Origin of the sequence: Microbulbifer sp. MCCC 1A16149, assembly GCF_050368945.1 — a bacterium.
In the GTDB taxonomy this organism is placed as follows: Bacteria; Pseudomonadota; Gammaproteobacteria; order Pseudomonadales; family Cellvibrionaceae; genus Microbulbifer.
This window is the reverse complement of the sequence record NZ_CP185959.1, coordinates 3,014,736-3,037,213: the sequence shown is the minus strand read 5'-3', so window position 1 is coordinate 3,037,213 and position 22,478 is coordinate 3,014,736. Positions and strand designations below refer to the sequence as shown.

The following is a 22,478-nucleotide window of genomic DNA, read 5'->3' as shown; positions in this document are numbered from 1 at the left end:
AATGTCTGAGGTGGTTTCTTTGGCCGGAATACCGTTCAACCGCTATACGCTGTTCAAGATCTTCAAGTACACCGTCTACTGCCTGCTCACATACAACGTCTACGCGTTTTTTATGGAAAACCAGGCGGCGGCGGGCACGGTATTCGCCGATGGTGTCAGCTTCGGTAAAATCATCGAAGCCTACAACGACTCCATCGATACCCTGGCCTGGGTACTGTTACTGCTGGTGTTCGAGCTGGAAACCTGGGTGCTGTCCGATGAAAAGATCAAGGGCAGTACCAAATGGGTGCTAAACGCGGTATCCGCCTTCTGTTACGTCTTTATCGTCTATTCGTTTTACGGTTACGTCTCGGAGATGGTCTCACTGACCCATCTGCTGCCGGTAGCCGGATCTGCCTGTGACCTCGCCAACAGTGGAGGCTGGTCGATGGTACTGGAGCAGGACGACTATGTGGCACTGACCGCGGCGAACTGCGGTTCACTGGCGGATACCCATTTGCTGCGCCTGGCAGATGCCCAGGTCCTCGGTGATGCGGCGGTGTGGCGTGAAATTCAGTGGCTGGCTTGGGTAGATGTGATCAATGCGGGTGCCTGGCTGCTGGTGGTGGCGATCCTGGCATTCGATGTATGGCTGCAGCTGCGTCATCAGCTGTCCGATTCCATCATGCGTTACTCCCAGGTGATCAAGGGCCTGCTGTACTTCACCCTGCTGCTGTGCGCCGTTTACTGGGGTATCAATGGCAGCTTCCTGGATTTCTGGGACGCCTTCCTGTGGCTCGTTGCCTTCTTCTTTATCGAGCTGAACCTGTTCGAGTGGCAGGCTGAGACCAGCGCAGAGTGAATTAAAATAGTGGCTCCCTGATCCAGGTCTGGGAGCCCTGTAAGCCCTGTAAGCCCTGTAAGGTACCTCGGTGGCGCCAAGGTACTGGTGCAAGTATTTCGAATCGCTGTGAATACATCCCTGTACGCTCCGGCGCCGCCATCCATGGCGACGACGGTTCGAAATACTTGCCCCAGCACCTTGTCTTAGCTTCTACCTACCTCACCTTATTCGACGGGAATTTGTGGGGCAGTTTCATCAATCCTTCCGGCTGGTCACTTCCAGCAGGTGATAACCGAACTGGGTTTTCACCGGGCCGTGTACCTTGTTCAACTCATCGTTGAAAACCACCTTGTCGAATTCCGGCACCATCTGACCCTGGCTGAACTCACCCAGATCGCCGCCGTTGCGGCCGGAGGGGCACTTGGAATATTGCTGGGCAATCTTTCCGAAATCTGCACCGTCTTCAATCTGCTTTTTCAGATCCTGACACTGGGCTTCGCTTTCTACGAGAATGTGGCGGGCTGTTGCTTTTGGCACGGGAGTCTCCCTGAACTTTTGTTGAGTAAGTTTGTGAGCGGCAAGCTTAGTGGGTTCTGATCCGGCGAGCCAGTTCACGATGGTGTTTAAGTCACATTGCTTAATGCGAAGACCCCGGTAGTGGTGTCGCCACGGTAACTGTTTCAGAGCTATCACATAGAGGCTACTGTCCAGACAGGGCCGCAAACGTATTGCACTTGTTGACATCGCCGCTGGTGAAACCCTGCTTGAACCAGTAGGCGCGCTGTTCGGCGCTACCGTGGGTGAAGGCATCCGGGGATACTGCGCGGCCGGCGCGGCGTTGCAGATGGTCGTCGCCGACCGCTGCGGCTGCGCGCAGCCCTTCCTCGATATCACCGGGCTCCAGCATATTGCGGTCGCGGTGCGCGTAAAAAGCCCACACGCCGGCGTAACAGTCCGCCTGTAATTCGAGCATCACCGAGAGCCGGTTCGACGTCACCTTGTCCGCGCGCATCCGCGCCTGCTGTACTTTTTCCGATGTTCCCATCAGGTTCTGCACATGGTGCCCGACCTCATGGGCGATCACATAGGCAAATGCAAAGTCGCCGGGCGCGCCGAGTTTTTTCAGCTCATTCATAAAGCTCAGGTCCAGATACACCTTCTGGTCCCCGGGGCAGTAGAAGGGGCCCACCGCCGCCGAGCTCAGGCCACAGGCCGAGCGCACTGCATCGGTATACAGCACCAGCTTCGGTGTCAGGTACTGGGAGCCGGCCTGTTGAAAAAGGTTTCCCCAGGTGTCCTCCGTATCCGCCAGCACCACGGAAACGAATTGCGCCACCTCATCGTCCGGTGCTACACCTGGCGCCGTCTGGGCATCCGGGCCCAGGCTGGGGGACTCGGTGCTCTGCATACCGCTGAACAGGTTGCCGCCAAAGTAGTAAAGCGCCCCCAGTGCCAGCAGAATCAGCCAGCCTTTTTTACTGCGCAGCAGCAGGGGAGCCAGGGCAAGCAGATTGCCCAGCCCCCCCATACCGCCACCGCCGCCGGGAGACCTTTCCCCACGACGATCTTCCACATTCGAACTTCTGCGACCCTGACGCCAGCGCATGGGAGTACCTCTCGATTCGCATTCGCGTATTGCTTTGAGCATAGAACAGCTGGCGCGATTTTTTGTTTTATGTGCGGGAGATTATCCTTGTGGCTGGAATACCAGTGGTATCTTTGTTTCCTTCCGCTGGTTGGCGCCCCGCGCCGCCCAGAATCGTCTAGAGCAGCAAGCGAGCCAAAATTTTGTCGTTGATCCCCCTGTTCCCGCTCAATATGGCCCTGTTTCCCGGGGTGACGTTGCCGCTGCGTATCTTCGAGCAGCGCTACCTGCGGCTGGTCACCGAATCCCTGAAGACCGATACCGGTTTCGGCGTCGTGTTGATCCGCAACGGCCGCGAGGTGGGTCCTGCAGAAGTGTGGCCGCTGGGGTTGTATGTGCGCATTGTCGACTGGAGCCAGGGGGAAGAGGGGCTGCTACATATTGATGTGGCTGGGGAGTCGCGCTTCCGGGTACTGGAGACCTTTGCCGAGGAGGGCGGATTGCTGATGGCCGATGTGGAGTGGCTGCCGGACGAGGAGTCCCACCCGGTGCCGGAAAGCTGTGACGGCCTGCTGGCGGTACTGAACGAATTGAAGCAGCACGCGGCAACCCTGGCGCTCAAATTCGCGCCGGTGGAGAGTGCCGAAGCGCTGTCCTGGCAGCTGGCGCAGCTATTGCCGCTGGAAGATGCCGCGCGGGTGGAGCTGCTGGCCAGCCACGACCCGCTGGAACGGCTGGCCAGCATCGCCGCCAACCTGGATCGCTGGGCAAAACAATAACCGGGCGGCGCGGAATTCGCGTCCCCTGGTAAACAAGAATAAACAGCAAAAACAATAAATCGCTTTCTGGAGAGTTATGGATAACTTTGTGTTGCTCGGTGTGCTGTTGATCCTCACCGTGGTGGTCGGCGCATTCATGGGGATATTTGCATTCGCCGAAGTCAAAAGTCTGCGCGGGGAACTGCGTCGTCTGCGCGCGATGTTGGAAGAATTGCGCGATACGCCTCGCACTACCGTTGCGCGAGAGCCTGCCAGCAAGTCGCCTCCTGTCGCCATTCCCGATGGGCCCGCTTCACCCACCGATAACTCCAGTGACGTTCCGGGGCCGGCTTCCTCTGCAGACAGCCAGGTGGAGGAACAGCGCACGCCCCCGGTAGCCGCCAGGTACGCGTCCCGTCCCGTGCAGCGGGCCCGCGCCGCGCATTCGCCAAAACCGCGCGCTCGGGGTGTCAGCCCGGAAGTGGCCGCGGCGCGGGCACAGCTGTGGAGCCGCATACAGCAAAACTGGATGGTGTGGCTGGGCGGAACCTGTGTCGCCCTGTCGGGAATTTTTCTTGCCCGCTACGGTATCGAGCAGGGATTGCTGGGGCCGCGGGTGCGCGTGGCCATGGGGCTGATTACCGCGGGCGTACTGTACATCGCTTCCGAAGTGCTGCGGCGCAGGACCGGCGGCAGTCACCCGGTGTTCGCTGCCCTTGCCGGAGGCGGCGCCATTACCGCATTTGCCGCAGTGCTTTCCGCACTGCACCTTTACCATTTTATGGAGCCGGGGCTGGCATTTGGGCTGCTCGCCGTGGTGGCGATGATCACCATGTGGCTGGCCCGTCTGCACGGGCCGGTGTTGGCGGCAATCGGCATGCTCGGCGCCTACTCGGTGCCAGCGCTGGTATCCACCGGCGGTGGCAATGTTCTGGGCGCCATGATTTACGCCCTGATTATTTCGGTGTCGGTGCTGTTCCTGCTCCGCTATGTATTCCGCAGCTGGCTGTGGCTCGGCATGCTGGCCGGGGCACTGGCCTGGTGGCTGATTTCCCTGCTCGGACATCAGGCCGACCACTGGCGCGGTGTCTATCTCGCGGTACTGGCCTACGCGCTGCTCGCGGTGGTCCCCGGAAACTGGTTGCTGTGGAAAACCCCGGCAGAGACCGAGCAGGAGACTGGAGAGAAGGCTGGAGAGAAGGCTGGAGAGCAGGCGGGAGAGAAACCCACGGCCCGGATTTCTGCCCTGATCCTGCCCAGTCTGCTGGTGCTGGCCGCTGCCCAGTGTCTGTCGATCCTGCGCGAGGGATTCCATCCCGGGGCCATCTGGGCGTGGAGCCCACTGGCACTGGTGGTGCTGGTAGCCGCCCGCCAGCGCGCCAGTCTGGCGCTGGTGCCCTGGGCTCTGATGCTCGGGCAACTGGTGGCCTGGCTGGGCGCGCGACTTGACCAGTGGGGTGGGTCACCCGTTGCCCTGTCGCCGCTGCCGGCGGAGCAGCAGGGCGGCTTCCTGCTCTACTTGCTGGTGACTGCGGCGCTGTTCGGCGGTCTTGCGCTATATAACTATCGCCAGGGACTGGCCCGCTACTGGTGGGCCTCGCTGTCGGTGATGGCGCCGCTGCTGTCCCTGCTTACCGGCTATGTGCTCGCCGGTGATTATCTACCGGTGTACTGGTGGTGCCTGTACGCGGCAGTGTTTGGTGCCGCGTTCATGTATCTGGGGAGCCGCGGGGCCCTGCACCAGTGGCACAAGGGGATGGTGGTGTGGCTGTTTATCGCCGCGCACTTTGCCTACAGCCTCGCCGTGTGCCTGTGGCTGGAGCAGGCGAGTCTTACCCTGGCGCTGGCGCTACAGGTGGTCTCCCTGGCGTGGGTGATCCGGCGCTTTGAGGTACCGGCGCTGGGCTGGTTGCTGAAAGCGGTGTTGTTGCTGGTGGTCGTTCGCCTCACCCTGAACCCCTGGCTGCTCACTTACGGTGATGATGCCCACTGGTCCCTGTGGACCTATGGTGGTGCCGCCCTGTGTGCGTGGCTGGCCACGCTGATCCTGAAGCAGAGCCAGCGGTCCCTCGCCGCTTGGGCGGAGGCCGCAGCGCTGCACCTGCTGGTGCTCGCATTGTGGGCCGAGTGCCGCTACTGGCTTTACGGTGGCAATGCGTTTGCCGCGGAATTTAGCTTTACCGAGGCAGTGGTCAATATGTGGCTGTTTACCGGACTGGGCCTGGTTTACTACCGCAAGGCACTGGTGGCGGATAGCTTCGCGCGCTGGTACGACGGTTACGGGCGGCTGCTGGTGTTGGCGGGCCTGGTCAATTACCTGGTAATCCTGTTTTCCGTGGCCACGAGCGAGCCCTGGGTATGGCACGCCATCGGCGAGCGACCGCTGTGGAATATGCTGCTGCCGGCGTTCGCCGGCGCCGCACTGCTTGCCCTGCTGGTCAGCCGGTTCTATCTGCCGGGTGTGCGTCGCCTCGCGACCCTGGTGGCCGCGCTGGCCGGATTTGTCTGGGTATCTCTGGAGGTCCGTCACTTGTGGCAGGGCACCATCCGCCTGGATGTGCCGACGCCTACCGGTGAGCTCTACACCTACTCCGCAGTGTGGCTGCTGCTGGCGGTAGCGGGGATCCTGTTTGGCAGCTGGCGCGGATGGCGCAGCTGCTATCAGGGCGGAATGGCGATACTGGCGCTGGTGATCGTGAAGCTGTTCCTGGTGGATATGTCCGGGCTTGAAGGCCTGTTGCGCGTGGCGTCGTTTATGGGCATGGGCCTGGCACTGCTGGGAATCGCCTATCTTCATCAGAAACTGGGTGGGAAACAGGGGGTTGCCAGGGAATAACCGGTACTGTCGGCTTTTCCGGGCCCGGTTGCGGTATACTGCGCGGCCATTTTGAGGGGGTGCCCCGGATTTTGCGTGAAATGCATGGAGGATTGCAGTGAATAGTGTCAGTGCTACCGAGGTCGAACAGGACTCTACCGAAGCGAAAATGCAGGCCATGGGCCGCGCCGCGCGCGCTGCTGCCCGCCTGATGGCGCGAGCGGACACCGGCACCAAAAACGACGCTCTCAAGGCCATTGCGGCCGAGCTGGACGCCCAGCGACCGCAACTGGCGGCGGCCAACGCAATCGACATGCAGAACGGCCGTGACAACGGTCTCGACGCTGCGCTGTTGGACCGCCTGGAACTCACCGAAGCGCGGATCGACGGCATGATCGACGGCCTGAAGCAGATCGCGGAACTGCCGGATCCGGTGGGTGAGATCTCGGACCTCAAGTACCGCCCGAGTGGCATCCAGGTGGGCAAAATGCGTGTGCCCCTGGGCGTGGTGGGGATCATTTACGAATCCCGCCCCAATGTGACCATCGATGCGGCCAGCCTGTGCCTGAAATCCGGCAATGCCACCATTCTGCGCGGTGGCAGTGAAGCGCTGCACTCCAACGGCGCCATTGCCGCCTGCATTTCCGCGGGCCTGAAAAAGGTAGGTCTGCCGGAAACGGCGGTGCAGGTGGTGGCTACCACCGACCGCGCGGCGGTAGGTGCACTGATCTCCATGCCGGAATATGTGGACGTGATCGTGCCCCGCGGCGGCAAGGGATTGATCGAGCGTATTAGCCGCGAAGCGCGGGTGCCGGTGATCAAGCATCTGGACGGTATCTGCCATGTTTACCTGGACGACCGCGCAGATCCTGAAAAGGCATTCAATATTGCGCTCAACGCGAAAACCCACCGCTACGGTGTGTGCAACGCCATGGAAACCCTGCTGGTGGCGGAAGCCGTGGCTGCGGAATTCCTGCCCCGGCTGGCAGAAGCCTATGCTGAGAAGGGCGTAGAACTGCGCGGTTGCGACAGGACCCGCGAGATTCTGCCCGCGGCTCTGCCCGCCACAGACGAAGACTGGGCCACCGAATACCTGGCGCCGGTGCTGGCGATTCGCGTGGTCGCGGATATGGAAGCGGCCATGGATCATATTGCCCGTTACAGCTCCGGGCATACCGAGTCCATCGTCACCGAGGATTACACCCGCGCGCGCCGCTTTATGGCCGAAGTGGACTCCAGTTCGGTAATGGTCAATGCCTCCACCCGTTTTGCAGACGGATTCGAATACGGTCTGGGCGCGGAAATCGGTATCAGCACCGACAAAATTCACGCGCGCGGCCCGGTAGGGCTTGAGGGATTGACGTCGCAGAAGTGGATTGTGTTCGGGGACGGACATATTCGCGGATGAAAACCATTGCCCTGTTCGGCGGCACCTTTAACCCGGTGCATTTTGGCCACCTGCGCATGGCGCTGGAGCTGAAAGAAGTACTGGGCTTTGAGGAAATGCGCCTGCTGCCGTCGCATCAGCCGGTGCACCGGGCGGCGCCCGGGGTTACCGCAGAGGCGCGGCGCGACATGCTGGCGCTCGCGCTGGCAGATTGCCCGGCGCTGCAACTCGACCAGCGCGAACTGTTGCGCGCCGGGCCCACCTATACCGTGGATACCCTCGAAGAGCTCCGCGCGGAGCTGGGCGAGGGGGTTTCCATCAGCTTTTGCATGGGACTGGATTCCCTGCTGGGGCTGCCCGGTTGGCACCGTTGGGAGCGCCTGATCGAACTGGCGCATCTGGTGGTGGTTGCCCGCCCTGGCTGGCAGTTTCCCGCGCAGGGGGAGGTGGCTGAGCTGCTGGCGACCCATCGCGGCGATATCGGTGACCTGCAGCAGCGGGCCGCCGGTCGCATACTGGTAAGGGAACAGACTCTGCTGCCGATATCCGCTACGGGTATCCGCAGCCTGATCGAAAGTGGCCGTTCGCCGCAGTATTTACTGCCGCAGCGGGTGCTGGAATATATTCAAACTCATCAGCTCTACAAGAGCGGAAATCAATAGGAGCCAAGGCTCCAGATACAGGTGTTATGACTGATATCAAATCAATTGCGGTAAACGCACTGGAAGACCTCAAGGGTAAGGACATTGTCTCGCTGGACGTATCGGAACTCAGCGACGTGATGGATACCCTGATCATCTGCACGGGTACTTCCAGCCGCCAGGTTAAATCTCTCGCCGAAAATGTGGTGGATGACGGTAAAAAAGCCGGCATTCGCCCCATCGGTGTCGAAGGTACGGAACAGGGCGAGTGGGTGCTGGTGGACTACGGCGATGTCGTGGTGCACGTGATGCAGGCGGAGACCCGCGGTTTCTATGACCTCGAAAAGCTCTGGTCGATGACCCCCAACACCCGCGACAACGCCGACGGCAGCGATCCTCACGAAAGCTGAGGGCGAACTGTGCTTAGGCCCCGGATAGTGATGTCCTGTCCATGAAGATCCGAATCATCGCCGCAGGTGGAAAGATGCCCGCGTGGGTGCAGGAAGGCTACAACGAGTATGCCAAGCGCCTGCCGCGGGAACTGACGCTGGAAATGGTCGAGGTGCCCCTGGGCAATCGCGGCCAGAAGAACTCCGCGGCACTGGTGGAAAAGGCCCGCCAGAAAGAGGGCGAGGCGATGCTCGCTGCCATCAATCCGCGGGAACACGTGGTTGCACTGGAGGTGAAGGGCAAGTCCTGGAGTACCGAGCAACTGTCGCGGGAACTGGCGGACTGGCAGATGTCTGGCGACAACGTCTGCCTGCTGATTGGCGGTCCCGATGGCCTCTCCCCGGATTGCGTGGCGCGGGCCAACCAGAAATGGTCCCTGTCGGCGCTGACCCTGCCGCACCCGCTGGTGCGGGTCCTGCTGGCTGAGCAGCTGTACCGGGCGTGGACCTTGTTGGCGGGGCATCCGTACCACAAATAGCCCCGGTTCCCCCCGGGGCTGCCTCCCAGCGGGGAGATCGATCACCAGCCATCCCGACTGAACTTGCCCGCCAATTCCCTGTCTTAGGGGATTGGCGTTCAATTCTTTTTGAGTGCAGCCGACCTGCTGTTCGGCGGGCCAGGGCGCTGCCCGGGTATCGAAAGCTCCGCAGGGGCGGCAAACTTGTGTACACTTCGTGGTCATTTTCGCGCCACCGAATAATCCGTTTCGACCACCATGTCTGAAAACCTGCGTTTCAAAGACCACCACACCGAGCAGCGGCTGTTTCGCAACCGTATGCTGGTGGCGATCTGTGGCGTCGTGGCCTTGCTGGGGGTGCTGGTTGCGCGCTTCTACAACCTGCAGGTGGTCAACTTTGAGGACTACCGCACCCAGTCCGACCAGAACCGAATCCAGGTGCGTCCCGTTCCCCCCACTCGCGGTTTGATCTACGACCGCAACGGCGAGATGCTGGCGGACAATCGCCCCAGCTATACCCTTTCTATCGTGCGCGAGCGGGTCAAGGATCTGGATGCCACCCTGGAGCTGCTTGGCCACCTGGTGGAACTGGACGACAGCGATGTAGAGAAATTCAATCGCCGCCTGCAGCGCCGCCGACCGTTTGAGCCCGTCCCCCTGCGTTACCGCCTGAGCGAGGATGAAATCGCCCGTATCAGCGTGAATGAGTTCCACCTGCCGGGGGTATCCGTTGAGGCGGAACTGGTCCGCTATTACCCGCAGAGCAAGTTGTTTGCCCACAGCGTCGGTTACGTGGGGCGGATCAATGACCGCGAGCTGTCCAGCTTCACCGAGGAAGATGTGCGCCGCTACCGGGGTACGCAGAGTATCGGCAAGGTGGGACTGGAGCGCTCCTACGAAGATTTACTGCTGGGCGAGGTCGGTTACGAAAACGTGGAGACCAATGCCCGCGGTCGTGTACTGCGGGTGCTGGAGCGCCACGACCCCAAGCCCGGTTCCGAGTTGACCCTGCACCTGGACACCCGCTTGCAGCAGGTGGCTACCGAAGCGCTGGGTGACAACCGCGGCGCGGTGGTGGCCATCGATGTCAAAACTGGCGGGGTACTGGCTTTTGTCAGCCAGCCTTCATTTGATCCCAACCTGTTCGTTACCGGCATCAGCTTCAAGGATTACAGTGCGCTGCGGGACTCTCTGGATGTGCCGCTGTTCAACCGTGTGGTACAGGGGCAGTACCCGCCAGGATCGACCCTGAAGCCGATGATGGGTCTAGGTGGTCTCGCCGCGGGCATCATTACTGCAGAAACCGAAGTAGCTGATCCCGGCTATTACAAGCTGCCCAATGACAAGCGCATCTACCGCGACTGGAAGCGCTGGGGGCACGGCAAGCATGTCGACCTGATCCAGGGGCTGGCCCAGAGCTGTGACGTTTACTTCTGGGATATGGCTGCGCGCTGGGACATCGACAGCATGCACGATGTTGCCACGCGTTTTGGACTGGGGGAAAAAACCGGCATTGACCTGCCGCGGGAGTATCCGGGGCTGTTCCCTTCACGCGCCTGGAAACGCGGCGCCCGCGGTGTGCCCTGGTTCCCCGGCGACAGCCTGAATGCGGTGCTGGGACAGGGGTTTGTACTGGCTACGCCGCTGCAGCTGGCAGTGATGACCGCAACCATCGCCAATCGCGGCACCCATTATCGTCCGCAGATGGTGATGGCCGTCGACGGCGTGGAGCAGCCGCCGGAGATACTGCATCACGTGGATGCGCGACCGGAGCACTGGGATCTGGTATTCGAAGGTATGGAAGCCGTGGTTTACAGCCTCCACGGCACTGGCAAGAGAGCCGGCGCCGGCTTGGATTTCAAGGTGGCGGGTAAATCCGGCACCGCCCAGGTGGTGGGGATCGCCCAGGGGGAAAGGTACGACTCCGAGGCGCTCAAGGAGCGTCACCGGGACCACGCCCTGTTTGTGGCGTTTGCGCCGGCGGACGATCCGCAGATTGCGGTGTCGGTACTGGTGGAAAATGGTGAGGGTGGTGGCCTCGTGGCGGCGCCGGTGGCGCGGGAAGTATTCTTTGACTGGATGTCTCGTCCGCTGGAGGATACCGCCAGCCTGCAGACCTGGCGCCCGCCCATGATGCTTACACAGGAGGCGCACATCCGTGGCTAGTCGCGATTATATGCACCGCTTGCCGGACGCCGGCAGCAGCCTGCGGCGGCCGGAAAGCTTCTCCCGTCGCTGGCATATCGATGTTCCGCTGCTGCTATTGCTGATGGTGCTGGCGGGTGTCGGCCTGGTGGTGCTGTATAGCGCATCCGGGGAAGAGATCCACTACGTCAAGCGACAGGCGGTGTTCATGGGGCTCGCGTTTGTGGGCATGACGATCGCCGCACAGATCCCGCTGGAATTTTACCGGCGCTGGTCGCCGTGGTTTTATCTTGCCGGCTGTTGCCTGTTGGTGGCGGTGCTGTTTTTCGGTGTAGGCGCAAAGGGGGCGCAACGCTGGTTGCAGATTGGCGGATTTCGTTTTCAGCCGTCGGAAGCGCTAAAGCTCGCAGTACCCATTGCGGTAGCAGCCTACCTGCACAAGCGCAGCTTGCCACCTTCGTTCCTCACGGTGGCGGGAACCCTCATTATTATCGGGATTCCGGCGGCGCTCATTGTGCGGCAGCCGGACCTGGGGACCTCAATCCTGATCGCAGCATCGGGGATTTTCGCGCTCTACCTGGCTGGTTTGAGCTGGAGAATGATCGGTGGTGCCGCAGTCATGGGCGCTATGGCCGCCTGGCCCATGTGGATGTGGGGCCTGCGGGAATACCAGAAGCAGCGCATTCTGACCCTGTTCAACCCGGATGCGGACCGCCTCGGCGCCGGCTGGAACATCTTCCAGTCCAAGGCGGCCATCGGGTCCGGTGGTTGGGCCGGCAAGGGGTACATGCAAGGCACCCAGTCGCAGCTGGATTTCCTGCCGGAAAGCCACACGGATTTCATTATCGCGGTGCTGGCCGAGGAGTGGGGGATGCGCGGTGCACTTATCCTGCTCACCCTGTACCTGTTGATCATTGCCCGGGGCATCTATATTAGTTTTATGGCCCAGCATGTATTCGGACGTCTGTTGGCGGGCAGTATCACGCTGACATTCTTCGTATATGTGTTTGTGAACATCGGCATGGTGACGGGCCTGTTGCCGGTGGTGGGGGTGCCCCTGCCGCTGGTAAGTCACGGCGGCACCTCGGTGATTACCCTGATGGCCGGTTTCGGCATTCTGATGGCGATCAGTACGGAAAGACGCAGAGTACTTTTTTAATGGCTTGATACTTGGTGGCTCAATGTGAGCCCGTTCAGCCTAACTTCACTTTTTCCCGTGTATCGTGCCACTTTTTGGCGCGTTTGCAGTCACAACAGCGTATCGATTTTAATAACTGAAAAAGTAGTTGGAAGTACTCTATGAACACAGGAGCGGTTGTTTTGAAGTGGACCACAGGATTGTTGGCAGGTTTGGGACTGGTTCTCAGCGCCTGTGCGCAAGAGCAGGGGCACGAGGAAAATGCCCAGGCTCAGGCGTTTGTGGATTACATGGTGGCCGAGCACAACTTCAACCGCGATGAGCTGCAGCTGTTGATGAAAGACGCCAAGCGCAAGGATTCAATCCTCAAGGCGATCAAGCGTCCGGCGGAAAAAGCCAAACCGTGGCACGAGTACCGCAAAATTTTTATCACCAACACCCGCATTGCCGGCGGTGTGGAATTCTGGGACAAGAATGCTGATGCGCTGAAAGCAGCGGAAGAGAAATACGGTGTACCACCGGAAATGATCGTGGCGATTATCGGTGTGGAAACCCGCTACGGTGGCAACATGGGTAGCTACCGGGTGCTGGATGCGCTTTCTACGCTGGCGTTCAATTATCCCCGCCGGTCCAAATTCTTTACCAAGGAACTGGAAAACTACCTGCTGCTCACCCGAGACGAAAAAATCGACCCCGCCACGTTGAAGGGATCCTATGCCGGTGCCATGGGCTTCGGGCAGTTTATGCCCTCCAGCTACCGTCACTATGCGGTGGATTTCAACGGTGATGGCCGCGTGGATATCTGGACCGATACCGAAGATGCCATCGGTAGCGTGGCCAACTATTTTGTCGAGCACGGTTGGAAAGCCGGCGAACCAATCACCGTAATTACCCAGCCACTGCCCAATGCGGACATGACCATCGTCAATGACGACCTGAAACCCAAGTGGACTGTGGGTGAGCTCGAAGCCAAGGGCTTCCCCACCACGGCGCAGGTTACCAAGGATATGCCTGCCAACGTGTTCTCCCTGGATACTGAGAATGGGGAACAGTTCTGGATTGGTCTGAACAATTTCTACACAATCACCCGCTACAACCACAGCCGTTTGTACGCCATGGCGGTATACGAGCTTGGTCAGGAAATTATCAAAGCGCGGGGTGGTCGCTCCTGAGGTTTCGGGGGGCGCCAAACCAATAAACAGAATTTATGTGCCGGATATCATTGGTATGTCCGGCCTTTTGACGCATAGCAATTACGATAAATCGCGGTAGCGGGCGCTGTTTGGCCTGCTCCGGGGGGAAGGCATGAAAATCAGAAAAATTGCGGCTAAAGCCGCGGGCTTTGCCCGTTTCGGGGCCGGTTTTACGCTGGTGTTGCTTGGCGCCTGCAGCACTGTACCTCTGCAGGATTCTGGCAAGGCCAAAGTGGAGCCGGAAGATGTGCCCTTCGATCAGGTCCGCGACAGCGGTCCGGATGTGCCCGTCGATATGCTGGCCACACCGGAAGTTACCCCGGTGCGGGAACCAATCGGTGTTGCTGGCAACAAATCCCCTTATGTGGTCAATGGTGTCAGATACCGGGTATTGAAGGGCGTGAAGGGCTACAGCGAGCGCGGGCATGCCTCCTGGTACGGCACCAAATTCCACGGGCGTAAAACAGCCAATGGAGAGGTCTACAATATGTACGCCCTTTCCGCGGCACACAAAACACTGCCGCTGCCCAGCTATGCCAAAGTCACCAACCTGGATAACGGCCGCAGCATCATCGTCCGCGTCAACGATCGCGGCCCCTTTGTGCCGGGGCGTATTATTGATCTCAGCTATACCGCGGCACAGAAACTGGGGTATATCGACAAGGGCGTAGCGCGGGTCGAAGTGGTTGCCCTGGATCCCGAATCCCTGCCCAGTGCGACAGAAAGCCTGGCTGTGGAAAAGGACGCCGCAGCGCGTAAAGGCCTCCCGCAAGACGCCAGTTTCAAGCTGCCAGAAAATACATTTTTGCAGGTGGGTGCTTACAGCTCCTCGTCCCAGGCTGAAGAGATTCGTGGCCAACTGGCCGCTGCATTCGGCTATCCTGTATCCGTCAGCCCGATAAACCGTGACGGAAAAATGCTTTACCGGGTGCGTATCGGACCCATTGCCCAGCAGCGGGCACTGGCCGCATTGCGGGAATCTGTAGAGCAGGAAAATTTCGGCCAACCCCAGGTGGTGGTTGACTGATTAGCTGCTCGGCAGCGCATTCCCCGGCCGGCGCCGGGTTATTGACACTTTTCGAACGCAAGGAATAAAGAGATACCCATGTTCAAACGCTTATTTGCCTGTCTGCTCCTGATAGTCAGCACCAGTGTGGCCCAGGCCGATAAACCGCTGATACCTGCGCCGCCGCAGCTTGCAGCCTCCGCCTATTTACTGATTGACGCCCATACCGGCCAGGTACTGGTTGAACACGATGCGGACAAGCAGATTCCGCCGGCCAGCCTGACCAAGATGATGACCAGCTACATCGTTTCCGAAGAGCTGGATAAGGGCGCCATCAAAGAGCAGGACATGGTGAATATTTCGGAGAAGGCCTGGCGCAAGGGCGGCTCCAAGATGTTCGTTAAGGTCGGCGACAAGGTACCGGTGATCGACCTGCTGCGTGGCGTTATCGTGCAGTCCGGCAACGACGCCAGTATCGCCCTGGCAGAGTATGTTTCCGGCAGTGAAGAAGTCTTTGCCGAGGTGATGAATCAGCAGGCACAACTGCTGGGGATGCAGGATACTCATTTCGTCAACGCAACTGGCTGGCCCGCGGAAGGGCATGTCACCACCGCACGCGATCTGGGCAAGCTGGCGCGCGCTCTGATTCAGGATCACCCGGATCATTACGCCCTGTATTCGGAAAAATACTTCCGCTTCAATGGCATCAATCAGCCCAACCGCAATCGCCTGCTGTGGCGCGATCCCGCGGTAGATGGCATCAAGACCGGTCACACCGAAGAGGCGGGTTACTGTCTGGTGGCTTCCGCGGTAAAACGCGGTATGCGCCTGATCTCCGTGGTGGTGGGCACGGACAGCGATGAAAAACGCGCTGCCGAAACCCAGAAACTGCTGGCCTACGGTTTCCGTTACTACCAGACCCATAAGGTGTACGGTAGCAACGATGTGCTGCAGACCGAGCGCGTGTGGGCGGGTAAAACTGACTCTGTGGGTGTCGCGGTGAAGAACGATGTATTCGTCACCATTCCCCGCGGCGGTGAGGAGAGCATCAAGGCCGACCTGATCATTGACGGCGAGCTTAAGGCGCCGCTGGCCAAGGGCCAGCAGGTGGGCAAGGTTGTTGTGACTCTGGATGGAGAAACCGTCGCCGACGTACCTGCGGTGGTGGCGGAAGATGTGGAAGAAGCCGGCTTCTTCAAGCGTATCTGGGATGCGATCAAGCGCTTTGTCATGGGCTTTTTCGAGTAATTCGAGCCAAAAATACCCCGATCAGCCCGGTGGAGTGGTCCACCGGGCTATGATTCTTCCTCCCTAAAGCAGTTTCTTCTGCAATCTTTCCTCCCTGTCCACTCCCCTGTCTGCACTGTATAATCGCCGCCCGGCCGCAACTCCCGCTGGGATTGGTCCCCGCGCCTCCATTATCTGCCCTGCGGCCCAGTGAGTGTGGTATGACCCAGGATACAGAGCAGCAGCCTCCAAAAATCGAATTTCCCTGTGAAGACTACATGGTCAAAGTGGTGCGAGACACCGATGACCAGGTCCACGAATTCGTCATGGAGGTGATGCGCCGCCATGCGCCAGAGTTGGATGAAGAGCGCTTGCGGCACAAGCCGAGCCGCAATGGCAAATTCACCTCGGTGACCTTCTTTATTCTTGCCACCGGCGAGCCCCAGCTGAAGGCACTGTTCGAAGAGCTCAAAGCCCATCCGGGCGTGTATATGGTGCTGTGATGGCCGCCCCTGAACCGGTCATCTATAACCTTGGCCGACGCGACTACGAAACCGTATGGCGCGCCATGGCCCACTACACCGACAACCGCGGCAATGACGCCGGGGATCAGATCTGGTGCGTTGAACATCCCCCCGTATTCACCCAGGGCCAGGCCGGCAAGGCTGAGCATCTGCTCAATACCGGGGATATTCCCGTGGTACAGGTGGATCGCGGTGGCCAGGTGACCTATCACGGTCCCGGCCAGCTGGTGGTATACCCGCTGCTGGACCTGCGCCGCAGCAAGATCGGTGTGCGCGATCTGGTTACCGCGCTGGAAGAGGCCACCGTCACCATGTTGGCGGAATTCGGAATCGCCGCCGCACCGCGCCCGGATGCCCCGGGGGTCTATCTGACCGAAGGACCGCGCGCCGGCAACAAGATTGCCTCCATTGGCCTGCGGGTACGTCGAGGCTGCAGTTTCCACGGTATTGCGATCAATATCGATATGGATCTCGGCCCCTTCCTGCGTATCAATCCCTGTGGTTACGCGGGCATGCAGATGGTGCAGATGGCGGAGATTATCCAGCCCACCCCCGCGTGGGATGCTGTGGCAAAAAGCTTTGTCGCGGCCCTGCAGCAAAAGCTGCAATTACCGGAGGCCAGTTGGCAGCCGGTGGACGAACAGTTATTTGACGAAAAGTTATTTGCGGTAGCCGGCACAGCGCAGGGCACCGAACCAGGAACGAGCAATGTCTGAACGATTTGACGCCGACCAGTCCGAAATCAAAGCGACCACTGTCGACCCGGGTGAGGCCGCCAAACCTGAAATCACCCCGGTAAAGCGCACCCGTCGTCTGCAGCAGGGCGAAAAACTGCGCGATGGTGACAAGGTAGAGCGTATCCCGGTGAAGGTGATCGCCAGCGACCAGACGCTGCGCAAGCCGGACTGGATCCGGGTGAAAGTGCCGTCGGTGAAGGCGTCCAAGGAAGTGGAGCGGATCAAGAGCATCCTGCGCTCACAGAAGCTCGCTACCGTATGTGAAGAAGCCAGTTGCCCGAACCTGGGGGAATGCTTCAGCGGCGGTACCGCCACCTTCATGATCATGGGTGAGATCTGTACCCGTCGCTGCCCGTTCTGCGATGTGGGCCACGGCAAGCCCAACCCGCTTGACCCGAATGAGCCTCAGCAACTGGCTGAAGCCATTGCGGCCATGAGTCTGCGCTACGTGGTCATCACCTCTGTAGACCGCGACGACCTGCGCGACGGCGGTGCCCAGCATTTTGCCGAGTGCATCAAGCAATCCCGTGAACTGTCGCCCAACCTGCAGGTGGAGATCCTGACCCCGGACTTCCGCGGCCGTATGGACATCGCGCTGGATATTCTCGAGGCCGAAGCCCCGGATGTGTTCAACCACAACCTGGAAACCGTGCCGCGTCTGTACCGCGAATCCCGTCCCGGTGCCAATTACAAGTGGTCCCTGAAACTGTTGCAGGAATACAAAAAACGCCGTCCGGATGTGCTGACCAAGTCCGGCCTGATGGTGGGCCTCGGTGAGACCAAGGAAGAAATTTTCGAGGTGCTGGACGATATGCGTGCGCACGATATCGACATGCTCACCATCGGTCAGTACCTGCAGCCGAGCAAGGAGCACCTGCCGGTGCAGCGCTATGTACACCCGGACGAATTCGAGGAGTACCGCCGCTACGCGGAGCAGATCGGCTTTACCCACGCGGCCTGTGGCCCGATGGTGCGCTCCTCCTACCACGCCGACAAGCAGGCGCACGGTGAAAAGGTCAGCTGACAATCCGGTTTGATCTTGCGGCCCGGTAAACGTGTACCGGGCCGCTTCCTCCCCTTTTTATCTCTCCTCTGAATTACCTCCCGATCATCCCAATTCTCGGATATCACCATCCTCGAAACGAATTTCCGCGCTACTTTCCCTTGGTAGCTGCCTTCGAATCTGTAGGCTCTTAGCAGAAAAACTCCCTCTTGCAGCACTCACATTCCCGATGTGACGAGTGCGTCTCATTTTTTGTACCTGATTTCACATCTTTTTTCCTCTCAGTATTTTCAATGCCGCAATTTTGAAAATTTGGCTCGAAAGTCATCTTTTTGTGGGTCTGTTTTGAATTTCAGGCACGTTGCAACAACACCGGTGTCGCGCGTGGCGCTGCCCAAAATAATTATTTTTCCAGATATGCCTGGTTGTCATGGAGATGCGGTTGAAATTTTTCAGCAGTTTTCATCATCAGTGTCGGTTTTGTTTTTTTCGAATGGCTGTATACGCAGTGCCTTGTGCATTGTCTCTTCCCTTGCTCGCGCAGGAAGTAGTGTTCAGTGCAAAAGTGATGGGGCCGGTATCGAATATTTATTCGTATTCTGCTGATGTTTTCAATGGACTTGATACAAGCATAAAGCTGAAAAAAATTACCGAGAATGTTCGTTGGCGGGATATCGATGCCGATGTTTCCGTGCAGGGTCTGGTGGTGTTTTCCTCCAATCGTGAAGCAAATAAAAAAATAGATATTTCCCGCAGAAATGAAGCGTTTGATCTCTATTTGTATAGAGGGAATCAGGATTCTCTGACACCGCTTACCAGAACACTGGAGGACGAAATGTCCCCCAAGTTCAGCCCCGATGGAAATCGCGTGGCGTTTATACGACAGCGTAAAAGTCTGGTGGTGCTGGCACTGGATTCCGGAAAAGAGCGTGTGCAGTTCGAGGCTGAGGAAATCCTGGATTTTGACTGGTCTCCGGATGGGAAAAGCCTCGCCATCGCCGCGCGCGATCACAGCCGCGGAAAAATTCTGCGTGCGGAATGTGCCCGCGATTGTGTGCAGCAGGCCGCGCCCCTCATTGAGCTGGCAAGCTTTCTGCGGCAGTCGAGTGCACACGACGTATCCGAAGCGCACGGTCGCTGTACAGCCTGCGGCAGCGCAGTGGCGCTGGCCTGGTCGCCCGCAGGTGATCGCTTGGCCTACGTATTCCATCCGGACACGCCTGCAGCTCGCAGTCTCTGGGTGATGAGACTGGATGAAGATACTGCTTCGGCTGCTGCAACGGCTCCGTTGCAGTTGTCCGCGCAAAAACACCAGGTACAGGGTGCGCCCAGCTGGTCCCCGGGTGGTAAATCCCTGTTGTATGCGGCATTGGTGGATTACCGGTTTCACTACGATGAATCCCGGCATCGCAAAGTCTACGAGGGCAGTATGCAGGTGTTTATGACGTATCTCGATGGGAAGCGCGCGGAGCTGACCCACAAGCAGGTGGCCGCGCACGCGCCGGTTTTTCTTGATGATGACCACTTTGCTTACCTGCAGGCGGAAAGCTTGAGTGCGCGTGAATATGCCCTGGTTGTACGTGACCTTGCGGGTGTGAGCGAACAACGGGTATTCGATCGCGTTGCGCGAAATTCTGGATTGGCGGTGCGCCCGTGAAAACTCAGAGTATTCCTTCCGATCATTTTTTCCGGCGCATTGCTGCGGTGGACTGGGTCACCTTCGTGTCTCTACTGATTCTCTGCGGCGCGACGGCGGTGTTAGTGAATGTGTGGCCATTTGGTAATTCTTCTGAAAGCGCGCTTTCCCCGCAAACGATCCAAGCACCGGATAGCGCCACGGCATCTGCACGACTGTCCATGTCGGACGGAGCCGCGGTGAACGGTACGCAGGTAGAAACTGCCGGTCTCCGGGAAGAGGTTGCCGATACCGATACGTACGCGATCACTTCAGTGGATCTGCTCGGTGTCTCCATTCAATTGCGCGAACTGCGTGAAGCAGAATATCAAGCAGGAGAGGGGAGTCTTCGCAATATCGGATTCTTTATCCGCGACGGCATTGTCCCGCGCAGGTTGTTTCCAGACGGTGCGCAGGTCATTACCCATTACTGGCCTCTTTATCACAACAACGTGGGATACGGGGCGATCACCGTAAGACTGCTTTTCCAGTATGTGGCGGATGACAGCAACGGTGATGGAACACTGAATCGCGAGGACCGCCAGAGCCTCGCCATGAGCCTCCCGGATGGCAGTCACTTCCGGGTACTCGATCGCGATGTGGGAGAGATTGTGGATATGACCTATCTCTCCGATCTCAGCGAACTGCAGGTGCAATTTGTTACGCGAGGAATTGAGGAGCAGCGGGTTTACTCGCTGGCTACCGATTAAAACCAGTTACTCACACAGGATGGAATTAGTGGGGCAGCAGTGCGGACAGGCGGTGTCCGCTGCACAGGAATGAGGTAAGGCAGGAAGCCGGGCGCGGATCGGGCCTGTATTGCGCCGTCACTGCTTTGCAGTAGCGGCCCGGATTCGTACCAGAAAAAAAACCGAAATACTCGATAGCGATTGGAGAGAAGAGATGGAAGTAAAAACAATGCAAAGGCGGGCCATGTACAAGGCCTTCGCCAAAGCCGGCCTGGTGATGTGGCTGGGCACCTCGTCCGCTGCACTGCTGGCGGCAGAGGCGGAAATGAAAATCGTCAACGACTGGGGTGGCGGTTTCCAGGGGGAAATCGTAGTCATCAATGATGGCAGCGAGCCGCTAACCGACTGGTCCGTATCTTTCAATATGGATGTGGATATCAACAACCTGTGGAACGGGGTGATTGAGTCCCAGAGCGCCAGCCAGTATGTGGTGGCTGCTGCAGATTACAACGGCACCATTGCACCTGGCGCCCAGGTGAGCGTCGGATTTATCGCCTATCCCGGTGGCCTGGCGCCAGCGGAAGTTACCGTGATCGGTGACGACGGCGGCTCATCTTCCGGTGGCGGTTCATCCAGTTCTTCGAGCTCATCCAGCTCGTCTAGCTCCTCGAGTTCTTCCAGCTCCTCTAGTTCTTCTAGCGGGGGCTCTTCGAGCTCTTCCAGTTCATCCGGTGGTTCCTCAAGTTCTTCCAGTTCTTCTGGTAGTTCTTCTGGTAGTTCTTCCAGCTCATCGGGCGGCAGCTCTTCCGGTTCCGGTCGTTTCCGTGTGGACGACTCGGGCAATATCACCAAAAACGGCGAAGTTATTCCCATGAACTGTGGTTCCTGGTTTGGCCTCGAAGGGCGCCACGAACCCTCCAACGACCAGACCAACCCCAGCGGCGCTCCCATGGAACTCTATGTGGGCAATACCTTCTGGGCGAATGGCAACTCCGGTACCGGCCGCACCATCCAGCAGACCATGAGCGAAATCACCGCGATGGGTGTGAACGTTGTGCGCTTCCCGGTAGCGCCGCAGACCCTGGACCCGAACGATCCCCAGGGCAGCGGTAGCGTGTTGAAAAACCATGAGTCGGTACTGGTGCCCAATGCGCGTCAGGCGATGGAAGAGTTCATCATTGCCGCGGACCAGAACGGTATTGAAGTGATGCTGGATATCCACTCCTGCTCCAACTACGTCGGCTGGCGTGCGGGCCGCCTGGATGCGCGTCCGCCCTATGTGGATCGCGACCGCGATATGTATGACTTCCCCCGTGAAGACAGTTCCTGTGCGGCTACCGGTAATCCGGATTCCGTTACCCGTGTGCAGGAGTACAACCGCGATATGTGGCTCGACAACCTGCGCGAATTGGCCGGGTTGGAAGAGGAACTGGGTGTAGACAACATCATCGGTATCGATATCTACAATGAGCCCTGGGATTACACCTGGGACGAATGGAAGAGCCTGACCGAAGATGCCTTCGCTGCAATCAATGAAGTAAACCCGCACACCCTGTTGTTCGTTCAAGGTATTTCAGCCACGGCCGGTAACCAGGATGGTACTCCGGAAACCATTACTCAAGTGCCCCACGGTGATGCGCTGACCAACCCGAACTGGGGTGAAAACCTGTTCGAAGCGGGCAGCAACCCGCCGGATATCCCCAAGGATCGCCTGGTATGGTCTCCGCACACCTACGGTCCTTCTGTGTTCGTACAGAAAGGCTTTATGGATGTGGCCTCGCAGCCGGAATGTGAAGGGCTCGAAGGCGACGCTGCCGGTGATGCCGACTGTAATATCGTGATCGATCCGGAATTCCTGCGTCAGGGCTGGGACGAGCACTTCGGTTACCTGCGCGAGATGGGCTACGCGGTGGTTGTCGGCGAGTTCGGCGGCAATATGGACTGGCCGGCGAAAGCCACCCTGCGCGACCAGGCTCGCTGGGATCACATCCAGCCCGGGGTTGTGGATATCCAGTGGCAGGAAGCATTTGTCGATTATATGGTCGAGAAAAATATCCAGGGCTGCTACTGGTCGATCAACCCGGAATCCGGTGATACCGGAGGCTGGTACGGCCATGCCTACGACCCGCAGAGCAATACCGCGGGCTGGGGAGAATGGCTCGACTTCGACCAGCGCAAGACCAACCTGCTCAACCGCCTGTGGACAAACTCACCCGAGTAATCCG

20 protein-coding genes are annotated in these 22,478 nt (G+C 59.1%); 18 read left to right on the top strand and 2 right to left on the bottom strand.

What is annotated here, in order from left to right; translation table 11 throughout:
- Nucleotide 1: 1 nt before the first annotated feature.
- Nucleotides 2-841 carry a hypothetical protein gene (locus tag ACONT6_RS12770; protein ID WP_181252417.1) on the top strand — a complete coding sequence of 280 codons (840 nt, stop codon included), beginning with the start codon at nt 2-4 and terminating at the stop codon, nt 839-841.
- A 237-nt stretch (nt 842-1,078) separates the two neighbouring features.
- On the opposite strand, the gene ACONT6_RS12765 is transcribed toward ACONT6_RS12770, so the two are convergent.
- Both ACONT6_RS12765 and ypfJ read right to left on the bottom strand, forming a co-directional pair.
- Complete coding sequence (locus ACONT6_RS12765; protein ID WP_181252418.1) at nt 1,079-1,360, bottom strand: peptidylprolyl isomerase; 282 nt, start codon at nt 1,358-1,360, stop codon at nt 1,079-1,081.
- A gap of 163 nt (nt 1,361-1,523) precedes the next feature.
- Nucleotides 1,524-2,429, bottom strand: a complete 906-nt coding sequence (gene ypfJ / locus ACONT6_RS12760) for a KPN_02809 family neutral zinc metallopeptidase (protein ID WP_181252419.1) — start codon at nt 2,427-2,429, stop codon at nt 1,524-1,526.
- A gap of 182 nt (nt 2,430-2,611) precedes the next feature.
- Between ypfJ and ACONT6_RS12755 the strand changes: the two genes are divergently transcribed.
- From ACONT6_RS12755 to ACONT6_RS12675, 17 genes are all read left to right on the top strand, one after another.
- Nucleotides 2,612-3,187, top strand: a complete 576-nt coding sequence (locus tag ACONT6_RS12755) for an LON peptidase substrate-binding domain-containing protein (RefSeq protein WP_428818870.1) — start codon at nt 2,612-2,614, stop codon at nt 3,185-3,187.
- Between the two features lie 76 nt (nt 3,188-3,263).
- On the top strand, nt 3,264-6,002 hold the full coding sequence (locus tag ACONT6_RS12750; protein ID WP_428818869.1) for a DUF2339 domain-containing protein: 2,739 nt from the start codon (nt 3,264-3,266) through the stop codon (nt 6,000-6,002).
- A gap of 97 nt (nt 6,003-6,099) precedes the next feature.
- Nucleotides 6,100-7,389: a glutamate-5-semialdehyde dehydrogenase gene (locus ACONT6_RS12745; protein WP_428818868.1), complete on the top strand. Its 1,290-nt coding sequence runs from the start codon at nt 6,100-6,102 to the stop codon at nt 7,387-7,389.
- Nucleotides 7,386-8,030 (top strand): nicotinate-nucleotide adenylyltransferase, encoded by a 645-nt coding sequence (gene nadD / locus ACONT6_RS12740; RefSeq protein ID WP_428818867.1) that lies wholly within the window; start codon nt 7,386-7,388, stop codon nt 8,028-8,030. The genes ACONT6_RS12745 and nadD overlap by 4 nt, the downstream gene beginning before the upstream one ends.
- A gap of 26 nt (nt 8,031-8,056) precedes the next feature.
- Nucleotides 8,057-8,419 (top strand): ribosome silencing factor, encoded by a 363-nt coding sequence (rsfS, locus tag ACONT6_RS12735; protein WP_078084347.1) that lies wholly within the window; start codon nt 8,057-8,059, stop codon nt 8,417-8,419.
- 41 nt (nt 8,420-8,460) lie between these two features.
- A complete protein-coding gene (gene rlmH, locus ACONT6_RS12730; RefSeq protein WP_428818866.1) occupies nt 8,461-8,937 on the top strand; it encodes a 23S rRNA (pseudouridine(1915)-N(3))-methyltransferase RlmH in 477 nt (158 codons plus the stop codon).
- Nucleotides 8,938-9,174: 237 nt separating this feature from the next.
- Complete coding sequence (mrdA, locus tag ACONT6_RS12725; protein WP_428818865.1) at nt 9,175-11,082, top strand: penicillin-binding protein 2; 1,908 nt, start codon at nt 9,175-9,177, stop codon at nt 11,080-11,082.
- On the top strand, nt 11,075-12,220 hold the full coding sequence (gene rodA / locus ACONT6_RS12720; protein WP_428818864.1) for a rod shape-determining protein RodA: 1,146 nt from the start codon (nt 11,075-11,077) through the stop codon (nt 12,218-12,220). Before mrdA ends, rodA begins: the two co-directional genes overlap by 8 nt.
- A gap of 161 nt (nt 12,221-12,381) precedes the next feature.
- The gene (gene mltB, locus ACONT6_RS12715; RefSeq protein WP_428818863.1) at nt 12,382-13,371 is read left to right on the top strand and encodes a lytic murein transglycosylase B; all 990 of its coding nucleotides are present in this window, start codon (nt 12,382-12,384) and stop codon (nt 13,369-13,371) included.
- A gap of 133 nt (nt 13,372-13,504) precedes the next feature.
- On the top strand, nt 13,505-14,419 hold the full coding sequence (locus ACONT6_RS12710; protein ID WP_428818862.1) for a septal ring lytic transglycosylase RlpA family protein: 915 nt from the start codon (nt 13,505-13,507) through the stop codon (nt 14,417-14,419).
- Nucleotides 14,420-14,497: 78 nt separating this feature from the next.
- Nucleotides 14,498-15,646, top strand: coding sequence for a D-alanyl-D-alanine carboxypeptidase family protein (locus ACONT6_RS12705; RefSeq protein ID WP_428818861.1), 1,149 nt, complete (start codon nt 14,498-14,500; stop codon nt 15,644-15,646).
- Between the two features lie 200 nt (nt 15,647-15,846).
- Nucleotides 15,847-16,128, top strand: coding sequence for an HP0495 family protein (locus ACONT6_RS12700; protein WP_181252429.1), 282 nt, complete (start codon nt 15,847-15,849; stop codon nt 16,126-16,128).
- A complete protein-coding gene (lipB, locus tag ACONT6_RS12695; protein WP_428818860.1) occupies nt 16,128-16,865 on the top strand; it encodes a lipoyl(octanoyl) transferase LipB in 738 nt (245 codons plus the stop codon). Before ACONT6_RS12700 ends, lipB begins: the two co-directional genes overlap by 1 nt.
- On the top strand, nt 16,858-17,910 hold the full coding sequence (gene lipA / locus ACONT6_RS12690; RefSeq protein WP_428818859.1) for a lipoyl synthase: 1,053 nt from the start codon (nt 16,858-16,860) through the stop codon (nt 17,908-17,910). The genes lipB and lipA overlap by 8 nt, the downstream gene beginning before the upstream one ends.
- A gap of 814 nt (nt 17,911-18,724) precedes the next feature.
- Nucleotides 18,725-19,546, top strand: a complete 822-nt coding sequence (locus ACONT6_RS12685) for a TolB family protein (protein WP_428818858.1) — start codon at nt 18,725-18,727, stop codon at nt 19,544-19,546.
- On the top strand, nt 19,543-20,274 hold the full coding sequence (locus tag ACONT6_RS12680) for a hypothetical protein (protein ID WP_428818857.1): 732 nt from the start codon (nt 19,543-19,545) through the stop codon (nt 20,272-20,274). The genes ACONT6_RS12685 and ACONT6_RS12680 overlap by 4 nt, the downstream gene beginning before the upstream one ends.
- Before the next feature lie 193 nt (nt 20,275-20,467).
- Nucleotides 20,468-22,474 carry a cellulase family glycosylhydrolase gene (locus ACONT6_RS12675; protein ID WP_428818856.1) on the top strand — a complete coding sequence of 669 codons (2,007 nt, stop codon included), beginning with the start codon at nt 20,468-20,470 and terminating at the stop codon, nt 22,472-22,474.
- Nucleotides 22,475-22,478: the final 4 nt, after the last annotated feature.